16 protein-coding genes and 2 pseudogenes are annotated in these 21,182 nt (G+C 67.7%); 10 read left to right on the top strand and 8 right to left on the bottom strand.

Features of this window, described 5'->3' with window-relative positions:
• Positions 1-308: 308 nt before the first annotated feature.
• From ACNQQL_RS11220 to ACNQQL_RS11210, 3 genes are all read right to left on the bottom strand, one after another.
• Complete coding sequence (locus ACNQQL_RS11220) at positions 309-2,096, bottom strand: chloride channel protein (RefSeq protein WP_347064158.1); 1,788 nt, start codon at positions 2,094-2,096, stop codon at positions 309-311.
• A 20-nt stretch (positions 2,097-2,116) separates the two neighbouring features.
• The gene (locus ACNQQL_RS11215) at positions 2,117-2,530 is read right to left on the bottom strand and encodes a MarR family winged helix-turn-helix transcriptional regulator (protein ID WP_072438765.1); all 414 of its coding nucleotides are present in this window, start codon (positions 2,528-2,530) and stop codon (positions 2,117-2,119) included.
• Between the two features lie 112 nt (positions 2,531-2,642).
• The gene (locus ACNQQL_RS11210) at positions 2,643-3,818 is read right to left on the bottom strand and encodes an HPP family protein (protein ID WP_347064157.1); all 1,176 of its coding nucleotides are present in this window, start codon (positions 3,816-3,818) and stop codon (positions 2,643-2,645) included.
• Positions 3,819-4,184: 366 nt separating this feature from the next.
• Here ACNQQL_RS11210 and ACNQQL_RS11205 point away from each other — a divergent pair, with 366 nt between their 5' ends.
• The 4 genes from ACNQQL_RS11205 to ACNQQL_RS11190 all read left to right on the top strand — a co-directional run bounded on the left by ACNQQL_RS11205 (position 4,185) and on the right by ACNQQL_RS11190 (position 8,922).
• Complete coding sequence (locus ACNQQL_RS11205; RefSeq protein WP_347064156.1) at positions 4,185-5,153, top strand: LysR family transcriptional regulator; 969 nt, start codon at positions 4,185-4,187, stop codon at positions 5,151-5,153.
• Between the two features lie 279 nt (positions 5,154-5,432).
• The gene (locus ACNQQL_RS11200; protein WP_347064155.1) at positions 5,433-6,341 is read left to right on the top strand and encodes a LysR substrate-binding domain-containing protein; all 909 of its coding nucleotides are present in this window, start codon (positions 5,433-5,435) and stop codon (positions 6,339-6,341) included.
• A 653-nt stretch (positions 6,342-6,994) separates the two neighbouring features.
• Positions 6,995-7,768: a hypothetical protein gene (locus ACNQQL_RS11195; RefSeq protein WP_072438757.1), complete on the top strand. Its 774-nt coding sequence runs from the start codon at positions 6,995-6,997 to the stop codon at positions 7,766-7,768.
• A gap of 20 nt (positions 7,769-7,788) precedes the next feature.
• Positions 7,789-8,922, top strand: coding sequence for a LysM peptidoglycan-binding domain-containing protein (locus ACNQQL_RS11190; RefSeq protein WP_347064154.1), 1,134 nt, complete (start codon positions 7,789-7,791; stop codon positions 8,920-8,922).
• 78 nt (positions 8,923-9,000) lie between these two features.
• Here ACNQQL_RS11190 and ACNQQL_RS11185 read toward each other — a convergent pair whose 3' ends face one another.
• Entirely contained in the window at positions 9,001-10,089 is a 1,089-nt protein-coding gene (locus tag ACNQQL_RS11185; protein ID WP_347064153.1) for an ionic transporter y4hA, read from the bottom strand.
• Between the two features lie 549 nt (positions 10,090-10,638).
• Between ACNQQL_RS11185 and ACNQQL_RS11180 the strand changes: the two genes are divergently transcribed.
• The 5 genes and pseudogenes from ACNQQL_RS11180 to ACNQQL_RS11160 all read left to right on the top strand — a co-directional run bounded on the left by ACNQQL_RS11180 (position 10,639) and on the right by ACNQQL_RS11160 (position 16,397).
• Positions 10,639-12,195 (top strand): 3-hydroxyacyl-CoA dehydrogenase, encoded by a 1,557-nt coding sequence (locus tag ACNQQL_RS11180; RefSeq protein WP_347064152.1) that lies wholly within the window; start codon positions 10,639-10,641, stop codon positions 12,193-12,195.
• 69 nt (positions 12,196-12,264) lie between these two features.
• The gene (gene paaK, locus ACNQQL_RS11175) at positions 12,265-13,587 is read left to right on the top strand and encodes a phenylacetate--CoA ligase PaaK (RefSeq protein ID WP_347064151.1); all 1,323 of its coding nucleotides are present in this window, start codon (positions 12,265-12,267) and stop codon (positions 13,585-13,587) included.
• A 38-nt stretch (positions 13,588-13,625) separates the two neighbouring features.
• A complete protein-coding gene (locus ACNQQL_RS11170) occupies positions 13,626-14,426 on the top strand; it encodes an enoyl-CoA hydratase-related protein (protein ID WP_347064150.1) in 801 nt (266 codons plus the stop codon).
• Between the two features lie 127 nt (positions 14,427-14,553).
• Positions 14,554-15,224, top strand: a pseudogene (locus ACNQQL_RS11165) (MarC family protein).
• 192 nt (positions 15,225-15,416) lie between these two features.
• Entirely contained in the window at positions 15,417-16,397 is a 981-nt protein-coding gene (locus ACNQQL_RS11160) for an aldo/keto reductase (protein WP_347064149.1), read from the top strand.
• 42 nt (positions 16,398-16,439) lie between these two features.
• On the opposite strand, the gene ACNQQL_RS11155 is transcribed toward ACNQQL_RS11160, so the two are convergent.
• From ACNQQL_RS11155 to ACNQQL_RS11140, 4 genes are all read right to left on the bottom strand, one after another.
• Entirely contained in the window at positions 16,440-17,306 is an 867-nt protein-coding gene (locus ACNQQL_RS11155; protein WP_347064148.1) for a CPBP family intramembrane glutamic endopeptidase, read from the bottom strand.
• A gap of 89 nt (positions 17,307-17,395) precedes the next feature.
• A complete protein-coding gene (locus ACNQQL_RS11150; RefSeq protein WP_072439081.1) occupies positions 17,396-18,052 on the bottom strand; it encodes a VC0807 family protein in 657 nt (218 codons plus the stop codon).
• A gap of 456 nt (positions 18,053-18,508) precedes the next feature.
• Positions 18,509-19,573, bottom strand: coding sequence for a 2,3-butanediol dehydrogenase (locus ACNQQL_RS11145; RefSeq protein ID WP_347064218.1), 1,065 nt, complete (start codon positions 19,571-19,573; stop codon positions 18,509-18,511).
• A gap of 347 nt (positions 19,574-19,920) precedes the next feature.
• Positions 19,921-20,661, bottom strand: coding sequence for a GNAT family N-acetyltransferase (locus ACNQQL_RS11140; protein ID WP_347064147.1), 741 nt, complete (start codon positions 20,659-20,661; stop codon positions 19,921-19,923).
• A gap of 210 nt (positions 20,662-20,871) precedes the next feature.
• Here ACNQQL_RS11140 and ACNQQL_RS11135 point away from each other — a divergent pair.
• Positions 20,872-21,165 (top strand): annotated as a pseudogene (locus ACNQQL_RS11135) (MFS transporter); the annotation flags it as partial.
• Positions 21,166-21,182 lie beyond the last annotated feature (17 nt).

Here is a 21,182-nt window from a genome sequence, read left to right as displayed (position 1 = left end):
CCCGTCGATGGACGGGCGATGCGGCAACGACGTCATGCGCTGCCCGGTCGTGTGGTGACGTGACGGTCGCGGCGAGCGGCATATGTCTGCATGCCGTGCCGCGACTCTTTATCTGATCGCGAAGTGGAATGGCTGATTATGGTGGCCCCGTCGCATGGGTACCATGATGACAAACTTTCGTCGGTTGGATTGTTAACCAACTTTAAACGCGGGAAGCAGCGGAAAGCGATGCGGTGCGCGAGGCGCGCGCCGCATCGTGCAGCGAGGTGAGGCGAGGGCGCGTTGCACGCCCTCGCATGCTGGACGCGTCAGCCGGCCTTGCGCGTGCCGATGTCGCGCAGGTTGGCCGGGACGATCGGACGGAAGCGCTCGCGCTTCTGTTCGTCGTCGAAGTGCTGGAGCGCGGGCTTGATCAGGTCGCTGCGCGACACGATGCCCGTGATGCGCAGCGATTGCTCGTCGTCTACGACCGGCAGGCGTTCGAAGCCGAGCATCGCGAGGCGCGATGCGACGACGCGGCACGTTTCGTGCGCAAGCGCGACGGCGGGCACGCGGTTGGCGAACGCGGCCGAGATCGGCGTGTCGACCGCGGCGTGTGCGCGCTGCGCGTCGAGCGTCGCGCGATCGACGAGGCCGAGCAGGCGGCCGTTCTGCACGACCGGGTACGCGCGATGCGTCTGCTTCGCACCGAAGTACTGCGTGTCGACCGCATCGAGCGTCGCCGCGCCGTCGATCGCGACGAGCCGGTCGGCGGACGTCATCACTTCGTCGATATCATGCCGCTCGAGCGGATCGACGCCGTATTCGCGGTAGATGTGATAGCCGCGGCGCGCGATCTTTTCCGTCATGATCGAGCGCTTCATCACGACGGTCGCGAAGCCGTGCGCGACGAGCGTCGCCGCGAGCAGCGGCAGCAGCGCGTTGGCGTCGTGCGTGAGGCCGAACGCGAACACGATCGCGGTCAGCGGTGCGCCCAGCGTCGCACCGAGTGTCGCAGCCATGCACACGAGCGGCCACAGTGCCGGGTCGCCGCCCGGCAGCACCGGCGACAGCACGGTGCCGAGGCCGGCGCCGAGCATCAGCAGCGGGGCGAGCACGCCTCCCGACGTACCCGAGCCGAGTGCGATCACCCACATCACGGCCTTCACGATCAGCAGCGCGAGCGCGATCTTCAGCGCGATGTGCTGGTGCAGCAGGTCGCCGATCACGTCGTAGCCGACGCCGAGCGCGCGCGGTTCGAGCCAGCCGCCGATGCCGATCACGATCGCGCCGAGTGCTGGCCACCACATCCAGTGCACGGGCAGCTTCGCGAAGGTGTCCTCGACGCGGTACAGCGCGGCCGACAGGCCGCAGGCGAGCATGCCCGACAGCAGGCCCGCGACGATGCACGACAGCAGCGCGACCGGCGTCGGCGCGGCCGTGGCGAGCGGAAACAGTGGATCGACGCCGAAGAACAGCGCACGTGCGAAACCGGCCACCGCGCACGCGAGCGCAACCGGCAGGAAACTGCGCGGACGCCATTCGAATAGCAGTAGCTCGACCGCGAGCAGCACGGCGGCGACCGGCGTGCCGAACACGGCCGTCATGCCGGCGGCCGCACCGGCGACGAGCAGCGTCTTGCGCTCGGCCGCGGTCACGTGCACGCACTGCGCGATCAGCGAGCCGAGCGCGCCGCCCGTCATGATGATCGGGCCTTCGGCGCCGAACGGGCCGCCGCTGCCGATCACGACGCCGGACGACAGCGGCTTGAGGATCGCGACCTTCGGCGACATGCGGCTCTTGCCGAACAGGATCGCCTCGATCGCTTCCGGAATGCCGTGGCCGCGAATCTTTTCCGAACCGAAGCGCGCCATCATCCCGACGATCAACCCGCCGATCACCGGCACGACGATCACCCATGCGCCGAGCGCGTTGTTCGCCGGAGAGCGGTCGGCGAACGAGAACTGCTGGAAGAAGAACAGGTTCGTGAACAGGCGGATCAGACTCAACAGCACGAACGCGGCGAGCGTGCTGAGCAGGCCGATCCCGGCGGCAAGCAACGCGATCCTGGGCAGGCGTTCGTTGGTCGAGAAATCGCGTTTGTGCGGTGCATTCATCGGAGTGGTAAAAGCGAGGGTCAGTAATCGATCTGGGGAACCTGGAACGTGCCCTTGAGCGACTTCAGCTCGGCGCGATGCATCGCCGCGAGGCGGGCGAGCAGCGTCTCGCCGGCTTGTTCGAGATGGACCTCGACTTGCCGGCGGTCGGCTTCGCTCGTCTTGCGCTTCACGAGCCCGAGCGCTTCGCAGCGCGTCACCAGCGCGACGACGCCGTGATGCTGCGCCTGCAGTCGTTCCGCGAGCTCGCCGATGGTTGCCCATTCGCGATGCGGATAACCCTTGATGTGCAGCAGCAGCAGGTATTGCAGCGGCGTCACGCCTTCGCTTTGCGCGGCGCGTTCGGAGAAGCGCTCGAAGCGGCGCATCTGGTAGCGGAACTCGGACAGTTGCTGGAAATCGCTTTTGTTCAGTGCGCGTCTGGTATCGTTCATCGAGGGCGGGCAGTCGGTTTCGGAATCGGGAAATATATCATAACATGATATAAATGGCCGAACTAAAGCGAAATTAATGCATTCCGCGTTGCGTCGGTGCGTTGCGCTTGCGTCAAGCAGCCTCGAGCATCTGCGTCTGCCGGTAGAGGCCCGTGACGAGATCCGTCTGCGTAATGATCCCGACGAGCCGGCGCGACGCATCGACGACCGGAATATGGTGATGGCCCGAATGCGTGAACAGCGGCACGAGCACGGTGATCGGCATCGTTTCCGGCACGAACGCAACGTCGCGCGTCATCACCGACGCGACGCTCGCGGGCTGGCCGCCGAACGATTGCGGCAGCCGGGCGGACAGGCGTTGCCACAGCGGGGTCGGGCGGCACAACTGGCGCGTGAGGTCGGCGCGCGTGACGATGCCGGTCAGGCGGCCCTCGCCGTCGACGACGGGCAGCGCCTTTACGCGGTGACGGTCGAGCAGCGTGAGCGCGGCCTTGACCGACGTCGACGGCGCGACCTCGATTGCGTTCTTCGTCATCAGGTCGGCGCACTTGAACTGGCCGAACGTGCGCGTATAGGCCTGCATCTCGGTTTCGCGCAGCAGCGTTTCAAGATCGTCCGGATCGACGTCGAGCCATTCGCCGCGACGCTTCAGCACCGCGTCGAGGTCGCCGCGCGTGAAGCCGCCGCGCGCCGGTGCGGCGCCGCCTGTCTGCGGTTTCGCTTCGGCGCGCGCGCCGCCATGCGGGTAGCGATGCCCGGTCAGCGCGTGATATGCGAGCGCGGCCGACAGCAGGATCGCCGATTGCAGTGCGATCGGCTCCAGCACGAAACTGAATCCGAGCGAATGGATTGCCGGGCCGCCGACCACGGCCGTGAGCGCGACGGCGCCCGACGGAGGATGCACGCAGCGCAGCGCGAACATGCCGCCGATCGCGCATGCGATCGCGACCGCGGCGGCCGTGATCGGATCGGCGATCCATTGCGCGCACGCGACCCCGACCGTCGCCGCGACGAGATTGCCGCCGATGATCGACCACGGTTGCGCGAGCGGACTCGCTGGCACCGCGAACAGCAGCACGGCCGATGCCCCCATCGGCGCGACGAGCAGCGGCACGAGGCCCGGTACGCCGGGCAGCCACCGCATCGTGACGCCGACCGTCGCGATGCCGACGAGCGCGCCCGTGCACGAACGCAGTCGCTCGCGCCAGCCGAGCGACATCGGATGGGGAATGAAACTGTGCAGCCATTGGCGCAACGTGCGGCGCGACGAAGATGAGCCTGACGACATGGACGGGTAAGCGGTAAAAATGACAGCGCGGGTATGTGCGGCGACAAGGGCGGAATTGTATCGTGTTGTGATGTAAATTGTCGCGCTCCATCAAGCCGTTACACGCGCACGACGCATGCGCCTTGCATGAACTTTTCATCAGACGAAAGTTTGGGCTGCTGGCAATAGCGCAAATTTGTCTGCGGCGGCGTACAATTCCGGCCACTGAATCCCCGACATACCAGAACCACGTACGCGATGCCCGCTCTCCCGCCTTTCCCCCGGCACGGTGATCATCGATTCGGCATGGTTCGCGGCCGCGCTCCGTTCCCCACCTGATGCGAGCGCCGCCGACGCCTCCCCACTGACTCTCCCCAAGCCAATTCAATGGACATGCTCGAAAACATGCGCCTGTTCGTGCGCGTTGTCGAAGCCGGCAGTTTTACGGCGGTCGCGAAAGAAATCGACGCGACCACCGCGCAGGTGTCGCGCGCGGTATCGAACCTCGAAGCGCACGTACAGACGCGCCTGCTGCATCGCACGACGCGCCATCTCGGCCTTACCGAAAGCGGCGAACGTTATTTCGAGCGCGCGAAATCGATCCTCGCGGAAATCGACTACGCGAACGCGGAGGCGCGTAACGCACTGCTGCGGCCGAGCGGCAAGATGCGCATCCATGCGATGACGGGGCTCGGGCAGAGTCATGTCGTGTCGTCGATCGTCCGCTACCAGGAGGACAACCCCGACGTGTCGGTCGAGTTGACGCTCGCGCAGCGGATGCCGAATCTCGTCGAGGAAGGCTACGACGTGTCGATCGTGACGGCGTCGCAGTTGCCCGATTCGGGTTACGTCGCGCAGACCTGCGGCACGAGCTGCAGCGTGCTCGTCGCGTCGCGCGAATACCTGGCGCGGCACGGCACGCCGCAGTCGCCCGACGATTTGCCGAACCACGTGTGCCTGCGCCTGGATACGCCCGCATCGCCGGCCGGCGAATGGCGGCTCGAGCGCAACGATGGCGAGGAGACTGTCTACACGCTGCAGCCGGCGCCGTTCCAGGTCAACGTGCCGGATGCGCTGTGCGTCGCGGTGCGCGCCGGGCGCGGGATCGCGTGCGTCGCGCTGTATACGGTGCTCGACGACATCCGCGCAGGGCGGCTGATCCGCGTGCTGCCCGAGTACCGGCTGCAGACGGTGAGCGTGTACGCCGTCTACGCGACGCGCCGTTATCTCGACGCGAAGATCCGCACGTTCCTCGATCACCTGCGCACGACGCTCACGCCAGCGCTGGAGAACGACCTGCGCGAACTCGACCGTCTGACGGTCGAGCAGATGCCGGGCGGCCGCAAGCGCGCGTGACGGCGCGGCCCGCCGACCGAACCGCGTGCGCCGTGGCGACGCTCATGCGCCCGGAGGCGTGATGCGAATCCGCTCGAACTCGCCCGCGAGCCACGGCGAGCCACGTATACGCAGCGATGCCGATCACCCGTGCGCGGCGACGAACCGCAATGCGCCGACGAGTCATGTAGGTCTCGGTCGTCGTGTGCGGCGCGGGCCGCGCATCAGGTGCAACCGAGCATGGAAATCGTATCGATATCGGTCTAACCTCGAAAGACCATCGATCGATACAAAATCTGGATGATTGAACTGCACCAGCTTCGCTGCTTCGTCGCGGTGGCCGAGGAGCTTCATTTCGGCCGCGCGGCCAGACGGCTCTTCATGACGCAACCGCCGCTCAGCCGGCAGATCCAGTTGCTCGAGCACGCGCTCGGCATCGCGCTGCTCGAACGCAGCAGCCGGCAGGTGAGCCTGACCGCGGCCGGCGAACGCTTCCTGCGCGACGCGCGGCACATCCTCGAATTCTCCGCGCGGGCCGAGCAGGCCGCGCAGCGCGTCGCGCACGGCGGGGCCGGCCGCATCACGCTCGGCTTCACGGCCGTCAGCGCGTACCGGATGATCCCGATGCTGCTGGCGCACGCCGCGCACGCGCTGCCGGACGTCGACGTCGAATTGCGCGAGATGGTGTCGACCGTGCAGATCGACGCGCTCGCGTCGCGGATGCTCGACGCGGGTTTCGTGCGCCAGCGCGCCGCGCGCCAGCCGCTCGAATACCGGCTCGTGCAGCGCGAACCGATGCTGGTCGCGGTCGCGCAAGGCGTGCCGCTCGCCGCGTGCGAGCGCATCGGCCCCGACGATCTCGACCGGCAGCCGTTCATCGCGTATTCGCCGAACGAGGGGAAGTATTTCCACGACATGATCTCCGGCCTGTTCGCGAACGCAGGCAGGCTGCCGAACTACCTGCATTACGTCGGGCAGACGCATACGATCCTCGGCCTCGTGCGTGCGGGGCTCGGCGCGGCGCTCGTACCGGCGTCGGCGCGCGAGCTGCATGTGGACGGCGTGGTGTTCCGGCCGCTTGCGGGCGTCGACGTGGCGGCCGAGCTGTATCTCGCGTGGCGGGCGGACAACGACAACCCGGCGTTGCCCGTGTTCAACGCGATGGTCGAGCGGTTTCTCGCACAGGAGCAGGGCGGCGCGGCGGCATAGCACGTTCGTGCCGTGTCACAAGCTTTCAATCCGGAAGCTTGCGGTGCCGCGATGGCAAGCAATCCTGATCGAGCGCGGCCGGCTGGCGTCGTGCGAATCCTTACCGTCACGAAAGCTGCCTCGATACCAGCGTTTCAACGGCAGAACCGGGCGGTTTGCTGCACCGCGACAACCGCTTGACGCTGCATGCCGGTCGGCGCACGATACGCCAGTGCATTTGGAGCGGGACGCGCCGGCCGCGCGGTTCCTGCACCCGCGATACGCAAAAAAGAACAACGATGAGCCTTTACGCACTCGTACCGGAATCCCGGCGCCGCTTCTGTCGGCCCGCCGGAACAGCGATTCTCCCGACGCCCGTCGCGTCACGTATCCGTCATCCCGTTTCGTACCGTGCGTCGGTACACTTCCCCGTCCGCGCGCTGGCCGCGTCGATGAGCGGTGCCGCCCGCACCATCGGGCCGCAGCCTGCCGCTCCCGATCTCCGCATCCTGAACGGCGTCTATACCGGCGTCTCGTGACGCCCGCCGGCGGCTGTCCTTGCATTGCGCCGCCGGTTTCCCGATCGTCCGGCGGCACCGGAGTCCGAAGCATTTCGAGTGAGCTTGAAGAAGCAAACGCACGCAGTTCCGTTCGAGATTCAAGGAGAAGAACTCATGTCGCAGCTTTCGAATGAAGCAAACGGCAGTTCGGGGAGTGGCAAGGCAAAGCTGATCAAGTGGGCGATCATCATCGCCGGCGTCGCGATTGCGGCACCGGCCGCGCTATTCGTACTGAAGGGGATGGTCGCGCTGATCACGGCGGCCGTCATCGGCCTCGGCGCGATCTATTTCGCGCCGGTCGTCGCGATGAAGTTCGCGAACCAGAAGGTGAAGATGATCGTCGAGGAGGCGCAGTCGAATCCGATCGAGACGCTGATCAACCAGCTCGCGGAAAAGCGCCAGGCGGCTCAGAAATTCGCGGACAGCATCACCGCGTTCCGCACCGAGGTGAAGAACTTCGAGAACAAGACGGAACTGTTCGAGAAGCAGTATCCGGACGATGCGCCGCGCTTCCGGTCGCAGCTCGACACGATGAAGCAGCTGCTCGCGTTTCGCGAAGGCCGCTACAAGCAGGTGCAGGCCGAGCTGAAGAATTTCGCGACGGCGATCGACCGCGCGAAGGCGATGTGGGACATGTCGCAGGCCGCGCAGCAGATGAACAAGCTCGCGGGCCGGCAGACGGCCGACACGTTCGAGCAGATCAAGACCGACGTGGCCGTCGATTCGGTGATGCGCTCGGTCAACAAGGCGTTCTCTGAAATGGAGACGTCGCTGATGGATAACCCCGAGGTCAAGCAGGCGCAGCAGCAGGCGTTGAACGGCGGCCACGTGCCCGTTCCCGGCCCCGATGCGGCGAATCCCGCTGTGCTGCCGTCGAAACAACAATAACTTCCTGCAGGCACGCAACCATGAAAAAACTTCTCGGCGCAATCGCGTTTCTGGTGGTGCTCGTCGGCGTATGGATCGTGCATCAGGGCGGCCTGTCGACACTGATTCCCGCGCATGACGCGGCCCCGGCCTCGACGTCCGCACAGGCGGGCGACACTGGCCGGCCCGCGCAGCCGTCGCCGTCGGCCAACGTGCTGCCGGCCGGCTTCACGCCGCAGGCCAGCACGCTGAAATCGATTGCCGAAAACGGCATCGTGCGGATCTCGGTGCAGAACCCGAGCGAGCCGTTCTTCGGCGAGGACAAGGGCGCGCCGCACGGCTTCAATGTCGAATTCGCGCGGCTGCTGTTCGCGGATCCGTCGTTCTCGCACGGCGGCAAACCGGTTGCCGTCGATACGCGTCACGAGGTCGACACGTACCCGGGCGTGCCGAAGCAACTGCTCGACACGGACGCGAAGGGGAACCACGTCGTCGACGTGGCGATGGACGGGCTGACGTTCCCGGACAACACGCCGGCCGGCGTCGTCTATTCGGTGCCCTACGTCGACGATTTCGGCTATTCGCTGATCGTGCGGCAAGGGTCGGCGATCCGCTCGACCGACGATCTCGCGGGCAAGACGGTCGGCATCCTGAAGGGCGACCCCGACGTGCGCGCGTTCGTCACGCGCCAGTATCCGAACGTCCGGTTCGTCGAGGTCGACGATTCCGATCCGGCGTTCATCGCGAAGAGCATCGACGGTCATGCGGTCGACGCGTTCATCTACGACTATCCGTTCGCGGTCAGCTCGATCAAGGGCACCGACCTGAAGTTCGCGGCGACCAAGCTCGACGGCTCGAACATCGCGTACAAGATCGGCGTGCGCGCCGACGACCAGGATCTGCTGATCTACCTGAACGCCGCGATCGCGAAGCTCAAGCAGTCGCCGCAGTATCTCGACCTGCTGCGCAAGTACTTCGTCAGCGACCAGGCGGTGACGACCGCGGCCGCGTCGGGCGAACACACGTACGTGGTGAAGGCGGGCGACACGCTGAACCTGATCGCGGCGAGCAAGCTCGGCAGCGGCCAGCGTTATCGCGAGATCCAGCGCCGCAACAACCTCGCCAATCCGAACCTGATCCTGGCGGGCCAGCATCTCGTGATTCCGGTCCGATAGCGGCGGCTCGAAGCGAATGACGGGAAGACTGCGCGCGGCCCGGCGGAGGCGACCCGCCGGGCCGCGCGCAGGTTGGCGTCAGTGGGTGACCGACAGGAACAGGTACGCGGCGAACAGCGACAGGTGCACGACGCCGTGCAGCACCGTCGTGCGCCCCTGGCTGAGCGTCAGCGTGCTGACCAGCAAGGTGAGCGCCAGCAGCACGGTTTCCATCGCGCCGATGCCGAGCGTGAGCGGCTGGCCGACCCAGATGAACACGGCCGCGACGGTCGGGATCGTCAACCCGATGCTCGCGAGCGCCGAGCCGAGCGCGAGGTTCATGCTGGTCTGCAGGCGGTTCGCGCGTGCGGCGGTGACGGCCGCGAGCCCTTCCGGCAGCAGCACGAGCGCGGCGATCACGATGCCGACCGCGGCTTCGGGCGCGCCGAGCTTCAGCACGGCGTGCTCGACGGCCGGCGACAGCAGCTTCGCGAGCAGCACGACCGCGACGAGGCTCGCGAACAGCAGCACCATGCTGATCGCCGCGGTGCGGTTGCTCGGCGGCGCCGCGTGCACCGTTTCGTTCGCGCTGTCGTGATCGGCGAGGAAGTAGTCGCGGTGGCGCACGGTCTGCACGAACACGAACACGCCGTACAGCACGAGCGACGACACGCCGGCGAACGCCAGCTGCGATTTCGAGAACTGCGGGCCCGGCACCGCGTTCAGGTAATTCGGCATCACGAGCGACAGCACCGACAGCGAAGCCAGCACCGCGAGCGCCTTGCTCGCGCCGCGCCCCTGGAAGTCCTGTTCGCCGTGCTTCCACGCACCGACCAGCAGGCAGATGCCGACGATGCCGTTGCAGATGATCATCACGGCCGCGAACACGGTGTCGCGCGCGAGGCCCGATTTCTCCGGGCCCGCACCGAGCATCACCGACACGATCAGCGCGACTTCGATGACGGTCACGGCGACCGCGAGCACCAGCGTGCCGAACGGTTCGCCGACGCGATGCGCGACGACTTCCGCATGGTGGACGGCGGCGAACACGGCGCCGGCGAGCGCGGCGGCGAGCACCGCGATGACGAGGCCTTCGGCCGGCACGACGCGCGACAGCGCGAGGACCAGCCATGCGGCAAGCGGGGCCATGAGGGTCCAGCGCGGGAGCTGGTTGGACGAGAGCGGCATGGAGGGTTTCCTTATGCGAGTGGCGGCGCGCGACGCGCCGTCACGGGGTGACGAAGCCCGGCCGTACTATCCGCCGAACGAGGATGATGAAACCGAAGGGGGGCCGCGCGTAATGGCGCTGCCTCGAGTTCGCCGCGATGAGGCGGCGAGGGGCGCGGGCGGGCTGGAGCCCGTCGCTGGGTGAAACGGTTCGATGCGGCTGGCCGCCGATGGCGGGGCGAATAATCGTGACGACGCGCCGGCCGGACGCTTGGTTCCGACCCCGAAAGGGCGGCGGACGGTGGACATCCATGGCGGCGTGACACGCGGTTTCCCCCTGAAATCCGTCGAGTTGTCGAATTTTATCAGGCGTTTGGGGGCCGCAATCTCATATTCGAACGCTTTCATTGACCTTTCGGTTTACAAAAAGTGCCCCAATCCTTCATTTTTTGTCTTTGCAGTTTCCGTAACGGTCTCTTGCACGACAAATTCGGGCTCGCCCTGACATAAATCTACCGACCGGTCGGTTTATAATCGCTCGCACTTCCACTTCATGACGGATCGCAAGCGATGGCTGTTTCCTCTGCACATTCGGTGAACTCGGGCGCGCTGGCGCCGTCGGCCATCGTCGGCGTGATCGGCGCCGGCGCGATGGGCGCGGGCATTGCACAGGTTGCGGCGGCGGCCGGCCATCCGGTGCTGCTGTACGACCTGAACGAAGCGGCCTGCGACAACGCGCTGGCCGGCATCCGCGCACAGTTCGCGCGGCTCGCGGAGAAGGGCCGGCTCGAACCGGCGCAGGCCGACGCGGCCGGCAACCGGATCCGCGCGGTGCGCGCGCTGGCCGATCTGGCGGGCGCCGCGCTGATCGTCGAGGCGGCGGCCGAGCGGCTCGACGTGAAGCGCGACATTTTCGCGACGCTCGAGCGACATGTCGACGACGCGTGCCTGCTGGCGACCAACACGTCGTCGATCTCGATCACGTCGATTGCGGCCGGGCTGCGCGTGCCGCAGCGCGTCGCCGGTCTGCATTTCTTCAACCCGGCGCCGCTGATGGCGCTCGTCGAGGTGGTCAGCGGGCTTGCGACCGCGCCCGACGTTGCGCAGGTCCTGTATGCGACCGCGGCCGCGTGGGGCAAACAACCCGTGATGGCGAAATCGACGCCGGGCTTCATCGTGAACCGCGTCGCGCGGCCGTATTACGCGGAGGCGTTGCGCGTGCTGAACGAGCAGGGCGGCGCGCCGGCATCGATCGACGCGGTGATGCGCGAGGCCGGCGGCTTCCGGATGGGGCCGTTCGAGCTGATGGACCTGATCGGCCAGGACGTGAACTTCGCGGTGACCGAATCGGTGTTCCGCGCGTATTTCAACGACCCGCGCTACACGCCGTCGCTGATCCAGCAGGAACTCGTGAACGCAGGCTTCCTCGGGCGCAAGTCGGGGCGCGGCTTCTATTCATATGCGGACGGCGCGACGCCGCCCGCGCCCGATCTCGAACCGCAGTGCGATGCGCCGGCGGATGTCACGCTGTACGCGCAGGACGGCCCGGCCGCCGCGCTGCACGCGCGCTTCACCGAACGCGTCGCGCTCGCCCGGCAGGCCGGCGCGCATCCGGACGACCTGCTCGCGACGGCCGGCCGCGCATCGATCGCGCTGACCGACGGCCGCACGGCCACCGCGCGCGCCGCGCAAACGGGCGTGGTCGATCTCGTGCTCGTCGACCTCGCGCGCGATTACGCGCAGGCCGGGCTCGTCGCGCTGACGCGTGCGCTTCAGTGCAGCGACGCGGCCTATGCGGACGCGGTCGGCCTGTTCCAGCAGGCGGGTTTTCGCGTCGTCGGCGTGGCCGACGTGCCCGGGATGGTCGCGATGCGTACCGTCGCGATGCTCGCGAACGAGGCGGCCGACACCGTGAACCAGGGCGTGTGTTCGCCCGCCGATCTCGATCTCGCGATGGAGAAGGGCGTGAACTACCCGTGCGGCCCGCTCGCGTGGGCCGATGCGATCGGCATCGGCCGCGTGTTTCGCGTGCTGTCGAACCTCGCTGCGAGCTACGGCGAGGACCGCTATCGCGTGTCGCCGCGCATCGCCGCGCTGCATGCGGCCGGCCGCACGTTCCGGTCGTAGCCGCCGGCCCCGGTCACCCCGATTACCCCGAACACGATAACGACATCACTCCATTGGAGGAGCACCCCGATGACTCACCCGACGCATCCCGCCGCCGCCCTCGAGCCGATCGAGACCGCCAGCCGCGACGAACTGCAGGCGCTGCAGCTCGAGCGCCTCAAATGGTCGTTGCGCCACGCGTACGACAACGTCCCGCACTATCGGCGCACGTTCGATGCGGCGGGCGTGCATCCGGACGACCTGAAGACGCTCGCCGATCTCGCGAAATTCCCGTTCTCGACGAAGAACGACCTGCGCGACAACTATCCGTTCGGGCTCTTCGCGGTGCCGCGCGAGCAGGTCGTGCGCGTGCACGCGTCGAGCGGCACGACGGGCAAGCCGACCGTGGTCGGCTACACGGCGCGCGACATCGACACGTGGGCGAACGTGACCGCGCGTTCGATCCGCGCGGCCGGCGGCCGCCCGGGCGACACGCTGCACAACGCGTTCGGCTATGGCCTCTTCACGGGCGGCCTCGGGATTCATTACGGTGCGGAGCGGCTCGGCTGCATGGTCGTGCCGATGTCGGGCGGGCAGACCGAGAAGCAGGTGCAACTGATCCGCGATTTCGAGCCGAAGATCATCCTCGTCACGCCGTCGTACATGCTGAACCTGATCGACGAGATGGTGCGGCAGGGGATGGACCCGGCCGAGTCGTCGCTGAAGATCGGCATCTTCGGCGCCGAGCCGTGGACGCAGGCGTTGCGCGAGGAAGTGGAGACGCGCGTGGGCATCGACGCGCTCGACATCTACGGGCTGTCGGAAGTGATGGGCCCGGGCGTCGCGTGCGAATGCGTCGAGTCGAAGGACGGCCCGGTGATCTGGGAAGACCACTTCTATCCGGAGATCATCGATCCCGTCACGGGCGAAGTGCTGCCCGACGGCAGCCACGGCGAGCTCGTGTTCACGTCGCTGACGAAGGAGGCGATGCCGGTGATCCGCTACCGCACGCGCGATCTCACCGCGCTGCTGCCACCGACCGCGCGCGCGATGCGCCGCCTCGCGAAAATCACCGGTCGTTCCGACGACATGCTGATCGTGCGCGGCGTGAACGTGTTCCCGAGCCAGATCGAGGAGATCGTCGTCGCGCTGCCGGCGCTGTCGGGCCAGTTTCAGATCACGCTGTCGCGCGACGGTCACATGGACCGGCTCGAGCTCGCGGTCGAACTGCGCTCCGAGGCTGCGGCGTCCGTTACCGAAAGCGATCGCGCGGCGCTCGCGCGCGAGCTGCAGCACCGGATCAAGACGATGGTCGGCGTGTCGTCCGGCGTGACGGTGCTCGCGGCGGGCGGCATTCCCGCGACCGCGACCGGCAAGGCCCGGCGCGTGATCGACCGCCGCCAGGCCGCGTGATTCCGATGTTTGCCGTTCTACCCGAGGAAACCTGTTCGATGGATGGATTGAAGACCCTGGCCGTCGCGGTCGATGCGCGCGGCATTGCGACCGTGGCGCTGCAGCGCGGCGATGTGCTCAACGCATTCGACGAGACGATGATTGTCGAGCTGACCGACGCATTCACGGCGCTCGGCCGGCGTGACGACGTGCGCGCGATCGTGCTGCGCTCGGACGGCCGCGCGTTCTGCGCGGGCGCCGACCTGCAATGGATGCAGCGCGCAAGCGCGAACGACGCGGCGGCGAACCTGCGCGATGCCGAGCGGTTCTCCGCGATGATGCGCGCGATCCGGCAATGCCCGAAGCCGACGGTGGCACGCGTGCAGGGGCACGCGTTCGGCGGCGGCGTGGGCCTGTGCGCGGCCTGCGACATCGTGATCGCGAGCGACCATGCGCGCTTTTCGGTGAGCGAGGCGCGTTTCGGAATCCTGCCGGCCGTGATCGGCCCGTATCTGGTCGAGGCGGTCGGTCAGCGCCAGGCGCGCCGGCTCGCGCTGACCGCGACGCAGCTCGCCGCCGGCGAGGCCGTCGCGATCGGCCTGATCCACCAGGCCGTGCCGCTCGACGCGCTCGACGAAGCGCTCGACCGGACGCTTGCCGAACTCGCTCGCAACGGCCCGAACGCGCTGATGGAAATCAAGCGCTTCTTCGACGCGATCGGCGAGTATCCGCCGTCGGACGAGCGCGCGGCGTTCACCGCACAGACGATCTCCCGCGTGCGTGCAACGCCGGAGGCGAAGGAGGGCTTCGCCGCGTTCTTCGCGAAGCGGCCGCCGGCGTGGGAAGCGGGCGCCGAGTAAGGAAAAACCGCGACGATCGCCGGCTAAGCGCGCCCGGCCGCATTTTGCGTCTCGGGCGCGGGCGCTTGCTCTACAATGCGTGACCCCCGGCACGCTGCCGGCCCAGCCCCGACCGATTCTTCGCCCGATGATCGTCAACCGCCTTATCTCCGAGATCCTGTTCGGCTTCACCGGCCTGATCGGCATCATCAATCCGATCGGCATCGCATTCCTGTTTCTCGAACGGACCGAGGCGCTCACCGAGCACGAGCGCGACCTGCTCGCGAGGAAGGTCGCGTTCAACGCGTTCGTCGTGCTGATGGTCGCCTTCTTCGCCGGCACGCCCGTGCTGCATTTCTTCGGCATCTCGATGGAAGCGTTGCGGATCGGCGGCGGTTTCGCGGTCGCCGTGGCCGGCTGGCAGATGCTGAACGAACCCGACGGGCCGGGCGGCGGCGACACGCCGGTCAAGCCGATCGACGCGAACGCGATCATGACGCGCGCGTTCTTCCCGTTGACGGTGCCGCTGACGGTCGGCCCCGGCTCGATCGCGACCGCGATCGCGCTGAATGCGAACCGCACGCACAAGCTGTCGGAGTTCATGCTGTCGAGCATCGTGTCGATCGCCGTCTCCATGCTGGTCGCGGTCGTGATCTGGCAGGTCTACAGCCGCTCCGCGCTGCTCGCGCGCTACCTCGGCAGCGAAGGGACCAAGGTCGCGAAGCGCGTGTCGGCGTTCCTGCTGCTGTGCATCGGCTGCAGATCATGCTGACCGGCTTCTCCGCGTTCCTGCAGCCGATCGCCGACCAGGTCAAGTAACCGGCCCGTCCTTTCCCGCGTTGAGACCGGGCGCCCGAGGCGCTCGGCGTGCCGGCGTGCGCGCCCTGCGCGTTTGCGCGGCGCGGGATAACATGCGACGTCTGGCGGATGCGCGGCGCACCGTTCGCGCCCTGCGCGCCGAACGGCGGTGCGCATCCGGCCGCAAGCTCAACTTCAATGACGAGGCGTGCGATGGAATACGTGAAATTCGGGTCGACCGGGCTGGAAGTATCGAAACTGGTGCTGGGTTGCATGACGTTCGGCGAGCCGTTGCGCGGCACGCACCCGTGGACGCTGCCGGAAGCGGAAAGCCGCCCGATCATCCAGCGGGCGGTCGAAGCCGGCATCAACTTCTTCGATACCGCGAACATGTATTCGGACGGCACGTCGGAGGAGATCGTCGGCCGCGCGCTGCGCGATTTCACGAAGCGCGACGACGTCGTGATCGCGACCAAGGTGTTTTACCGGATGCGGCCGGGGCCGAACGGCGCGGGGCTGTCGCGCAAGGCGATCATGACCGACATCGACCAGAGCCTGAAGCGGCTCGGCACCGATTATGTCGACCTCTACCAGATTCATCGCTGGGATTACGGCACGCCGATCGAGGAGACGCTCGAGGCGCTGCACGACATCGTGAAGGCCGGCAAGGCGCGCTATATCGGCGCATCGTCGATGTTCGCGTGGCAGTTCGCGAAGGCGCTGTACACGTCGAAGCAGAACGGCTGGACCCGCTTCGTCAGCATGCAGAACCACCTGAACCTGCTGTATCGCGAGGAAGAGCGGGAAATGCTGCCGCTGTGCGAAGCCGAGGGCATCGCGGTGATTCCGTGGAGCCCGCTCGCGCGCGGCCGGCTGACGCGCAACTGGGACGAATCGTCGGAACGGCAGCAGAAGGACGACGTCGGCCAGCGGCTGTACGACGCGACGGCCGATGCGGACAAGGCGGTCGTCGACGCCGTCGCCGCGATCGCTGCCGCGCGCAACGTGCCGCGCGCACAGGTCGCGCTCGCATGGGTCGCGCAAAAGCGCGGCGTCACCGCGCCGATCGTCGGCATCTCGAAGCCGCAGCAACTGGACGATGCGCTCGGCGCGCTCGCGTTGAAACTGACCGACGACGAAATCGCCACGCTCGAAGGCCCGTACGTTCCGCACGCGGTTGCCGGGTTCAACTGAAACTGAGCGCGGTATCTCGCCGGGCGGTGCCGCGAGCCGGGGTCAGCGGGCGGCGTCGAGCATCGGGTAGGTGAACAGCCCGAAGTGGACGACGTTCAGCCCCGCATGCGCGAGCGCGGAGGCGAGCAGTCCGCCGCGCCGCCACGCGAGGCCGTAGCCGATGCCGGCTACCGTGCCGAGCACGATCCAGTGCCAGCCGCCGGCCGCGTGCGCGGCGCCGAACAGCACCGCGCCGATCGCGAGCGCGGCCCATGGCCCCCATGCAAATGCGTGGAGCACGCGCGTCAGCCCGCCTTGCACGTAGCCGCGGAACAGCGCTTCCTCGGCGAGCGTCACGAGCAGCAGGTTGTTCACGAGCCACAGCCAGCCCGACGCCGGCCATTTGGGCGCCCAGCCGACCATCCCGAACGCGAGCGCGCCGGCCAGGCACGCAGCGGCCGTCGCGACAGCCGCCACCGCGCCCGTGCGCAGCGCGCGCGACAGCGCGACGTCGGGTGCGACCCACGGCAGCACCCACAGCAGCCACAGGCCGATCAGCGGCTTGTCGAGATTCAGGTACATCGTGAACGGCACGGCGTCCGGCGTGAAGCGCGTCGGGGCGATCACGAGCGGATTGTGGAAACCGGGGATCAGGTGCAGGCTCAGCGCGATCGCGAGCGCGGCAAACACCGCGTGCGCGGCGATCCGCACCGCGAGCGGGCGTGCGGGCGACACGCCCCATGCGGCCGCGGCCAGCAGCGCGAGCGGCGCCAGCGCGACCGGCTCGAGCTTGCCGAACGCCAGCGCGCCGGCATAGCCGAGCGCGGCCAGGATGAGGCTCAGGCCGTGCTGCGGGCGATGCCACACGAGTGCGGCGGCCGCGAACAGGGCGAGCCAGATCGTGGCGCACGGAAGGAGCGAAAGGGACATGACAGGAAACGCATAGGTCGGACAAGACGCCGCGCATCATACAGCAGGCGCGGCGACATGCCGCCGCGCCGGCGCCGGCCGGTCGGCCGTCAGCGGCCGGCGACCTCGGTGACGCCGTCGCGGGTCGGGATGTCGACGCTGTTGCGCACGCGCATCCGCCGCCGGTACCAGAACGTCCACATCAGCAGACAGCCGAACACGGTGTAGCCCATGATCGGCGACACGACCAGCACGCGCTCGACGGGCCAGGTCACGACCATCCAGCAGCGCAGCAGCATCTCCAGCGTCATGAAGGCGCCCCACACGAAGGTCATCCGGCGGAGCATCTGCCGCAGCCCCGGCTGTGCGGCCCAGACCGATTCGAAGTGCGCGGCGCCGCCGGCCATTTCCCGCGCCACGGTGGCGCGGGCGAGATAGAAGATCAGCGGACGTTCGCGGAACAGGGACAGCAGGAACACGATGCCGATCGTGCCCGACGCGAGCGATTCTCGCATCAGCAGCGTGCGCGGGCTGCCGCCGAACGCCATTCCGGCGATCGACAGCGCGATGCCGAGCAGCACGACGGCCGCCACCGCATCGACGCGGCGCGAGCGGACGAATTCGACGATCGACCAGATGATCGGCGGAACCGCCGACGCGTACAGCGCGCCGGTTTCGCCGAAATACGGATGCGCGACCCGGTACGCGACCCAGGGCAGCAGCAGGTTGACGAAGAGTTCGAGAATCAGGCCGGCTCGCGGTTTCACGGTACGCAATTCCACGCAGGTTGGGGCGAACGCGCGACGGGTGTGGTTGCCCGCGGTTGCCCTGAAAAGGGTTCGGTCCAGTATATCGAAGAATCGCGTCGGGCTGCGGTGCCGCAACGGCCGTTTGCGGCCGGCTGCGTGATCCGGGAGGCCGGGTCGCGCCGTGCAGCGGAGGATCGCGTCGCGCCACGTTTCTGTCGACACCGGGGCGCTTGTTCGGCGGGGGCGCATTGCGGCTGATGGTTCGGATTGCGAATGCTTTTAATCTTCGTATTCGAACGGAAAGCGGCACGAGGTCCGCTTCGGATGACGACGGCAGGGAACAAGGCGCCGGAGGGGAATCGTCGGCAATCGGATGCGTCGCCCGGGCGCGTGGCGATGCTTGCGGGTGGAACAACAGCACGCGTGCCGCGGCACGAATCGTTGCCGCGGCCGCGGCCGCGGCCGCGTGCGCCGTCAGGCGACGTCTGGCTGGACGATGATCTTCACGTTCCGGTCCTTGTGGTTGACCAGTTCCTCGAAGCCGTGCGCGACGATGTTGCCGAGCGCGATGCGTCCGGTGATGAGCGGCTGGACGTCGATGCGGCCGTCGGCGATGAAGCGGATCACGTCCGCGAATTCGCCGTTGTACGCGAGCGAGCCGATCACTTCCTTCTCGGTCGACACGATGTCGAAGAAGTTGAACGACGTCGGTTCCTCGAAGATGCCGACCATCACCGACTTGCCGGCCTTGCGGATCACGTCGATCGCCAGCTTCGCGGTGGCCGTGTGCCCGATGCACTCGAACGACACGTCGGCGCCGTAGCCGCCCGTCAGCGCCTTGACTTCCGCGATCGCGTCGGACGTCTTCGGATCGATGACGACGCTCGCGCCGACCTCCAGCGCCTTCTGCTTGCGCGCGGCCGACATTTCGAGCGCGATCACGCGGCCGGCGCCCGCGGCCTTCGCACACATGATCGTGCACAGGCCGATCGTGCCCGCGCCGACCACGACGATGGTCTGCCCGACGATGCTGCCGGCCTTCTTCACCGCGTGCAGCCCGACCGCGAGCGGTTCGATCAGCGCGCCGGCTTCGGTCGGGAAGTTGTCGGGCAGCTTGTACAGCAGCTCGGCAGGCACGTTCACGTATTCGGCGAACGCGCCGTTGTTCATCAGCCCGGTAAACGCGAGGTTTTCGCAGATGTTGTACAGCCCGTGCCTGCAATACCAGCATGTGCCGCAATGCTGGCACGCGTCGGCCGTCACGCGGTCGCCGACCGCGAAGCCCGTCACGCCCGCGCCGAGTTCGGCGATCTCGCCGCTGAACTCGTGGCCGAGGATGCACTGGCCCTTCAGCCCCGTCAGCGGATGCGGCGCATCGACCGGGATGAACACGGGGCCCGCGACGTATTCGTGCAGGTCGGAGCCGCAGATGCCGCACCAGTGCACACGAATCGTGACCCAGCCTGCAGGCGGGCGCTCCGGAACGGGAACCTCTTCGACGCGGATGTCGTGGCGGCCGCGCCAGACGGCGGCTTTCATGCTGCGGGCGGTAGTCGGTGCCGGTGTACTCACGTTGCTGTCTCCGTCAGGTTGTCGTCGGGCGTGAGGCGTCGCTGCCGGTGCGCCCGTCGCGCGATTGCGCGATCGAACGGTATGCAGGAACGGGGCCAGCGTGAATCGGGCGGTGCGGGGTGGTCGGACAGGGGCGGAAGTGTGCGACGCACCATTGCGCGACACGTTCGCTGGAAGCGATATGACGAGAATCGTGCGTGAAGTTTGCTGCGATTGCGCAGTCGCGGGCCGGGTGAGACGCCGGGACGTTCGTCTCAGCGAAATGAGACGAATCGCGAGACGAACGGGGATGGCTCGCGTGGGGCGAAGCGCGCTCAGGCGACGACTTCGTCCACCGCGACCGGTGCGAGCGGCGTGAATCCGGCGGCGCGGTACAGCGGCTGACCGGCCTCGGTCGACACGAGCCATACACGCTGCGCACCACGCCGCCGCGCATGCGCGACGATCGCGGCGAGCAGTTGCGTCGCGAGGCCACGGCGCCGGTATGCGTCCGCCGTCCCGACCCGGTCGACGACGATATCGCGCGCCGACGCGAAGCCGTAGCGCGCGGTGGCCGCGATTTGCCCGTCCAACCGGTGCGCGAACAGGAACGCGGCCGGATTCCGCTGGAACGGCGGGAATGACGCGCTCGCATTGAACGCCGCGATGTCGTCCGGCGTGTGACAGGCGAGTGCTTCCGCGAGTGCGTCGTCGCTGGACAGCGCGCCGATATCGGCGGCCATGAAATGCTCGTCCGACAACCGGCGCGTCCTGCCTTGCAGCGCAAGCGGCAACGGCGCGGCGCCATAGCGCGTGATCCATGCGCCGACGGCGAACGGGCCGTCGCTGCGCGCGGGCGCACCCTCGATCATGAAATGCTCGAAAGGCCGGCCCATGCCGGCGTCGAACCGCACGACCTGGCCGTCCGGGCTGTCGTGCAGCGGCGCGTCGCGGCGGTCGCGCGCGGCGCAGTACCCGGCGATGAAGGTGCGCACGGCGGCCTTGCGGTGGGGGAAGGTCGACCAGACCAAGTCGAGCGGAAGCGTGGCGTCGGGAGCGGGCGAGGCGGTCTGCATGCGTATGTGCGCATCATTGTCGGGCGAAGCCGACAGCTTAGATCAGGATGCCGTCGCTGTCGCGCCGGCCCATTACAGCGATCGGCGAAACGCATCGTTGCGCAACTTTCCCTTTACTTGAAGTTAACTTCAATTTGTATCATGTGCGCCAGTCCGATCGCGGCCGCGCGGGACATCCCGTTGCGCGCGGCGGCCCCAACGGAGGTGGAGATGACCGAATCGCCTGTCGCGGCCAACGCCGCCACGCTGCCTGCGCGCAGTTACCGGGCCGCCGTCACGAACGTCGTGCTGGCGAGCATCGTGTCGGCGTTGCACGTCGGCAAGGCGACGATCGCATTGCCGTCGCTTCAGCACGAGTTCGGCGGCTCGCTCGCATCGCTGAGCGGGATCATGTCGGTGTTTCCGTTCGTCGGCGTGTTCAGCGGGATCGCGGCCGGCCTGCTGGTGCGCCGCTGGGGCGACCGGCTGCTGCTGATGGCGGGCCTCGTCATCCTCGGCGTGGCGATCGGCCTGTCGCTGCT

The organism is Burkholderia sp. LFS061, from assembly GCF_047978125.1.
Taxonomy (GTDB): Bacteria; Pseudomonadota; Gammaproteobacteria; order Burkholderiales; family Burkholderiaceae; genus Burkholderia; species Burkholderia pyrrocinia_C.
This window is presented reverse-complemented; position numbering and strand designations above follow the sequence as displayed.